The sequence below is a fragment of the Psychrobacter sp. 1Y4 genome, from assembly GCF_051847555.1.
Genome location: NZ_JBPYDE010000748.1, coordinates 1 through 629 on the forward strand (window position 1 = coordinate 1; position 629 = coordinate 629).

Below are 629 nucleotides of genomic sequence, written 5' to 3' on the forward strand. Positions count from 1 at the left end.
CTGTTCTATCGTTATATTCAATGATATTTTTCTTGATTTGTCCGTATAGTAGATAAGACAAAACGCCGCCTAGTAACGGTGATAGAACCCAAGAGATAGCGATAGTGCCAATCTTGCCCCAATTTACCGTTGATAACGCCATTTCAGTACCACCTAATGTGATACCCAATACGATGGAGCTACCAACCACGCCGCCAATAATCGCGTGGGTGGTCGACACTGGCAGACCTTTTTTGGTGGCAAATAATAACCAAAACGCAGCAGCAATCAACGCTGAGAGCATGACGTAAATAAACTGGTTGGGCTCGACTGAGAGACCATCTAAATCGACAATACCGCTTCGGATAGTATCGGTTACTTCACCACCTGCCAGTACGGCGCCCGACACCTCAAATATCGCTGCGATACCCAATGCTTGCGGGATAGTCAGCGTCCCTGCACCCACTGAAGTACCGAAGGAGTTGGCGACATCGTTACCACCGATATTGAATGCCATAAAGACACCAAACGCGGTCGCTACAATAAATAGCGTCGTTTGCTGACGCATGGTGTAATCTAAACCCCACCACAAAAAATAGATGGTCATCGCAATCAATAAAATGGCAAAAAATAGATTTACTTTCATAGAG

1 protein-coding gene is annotated in these 629 nt (G+C 45.5%); it reads right to left on the reverse strand.

What is annotated here, in order from left to right:
* The coding region (locus ACS8FC_RS18675; protein ID WP_439297891.1) for an inorganic phosphate transporter at positions 1–629 on the reverse strand (629 nt) is incomplete at both ends.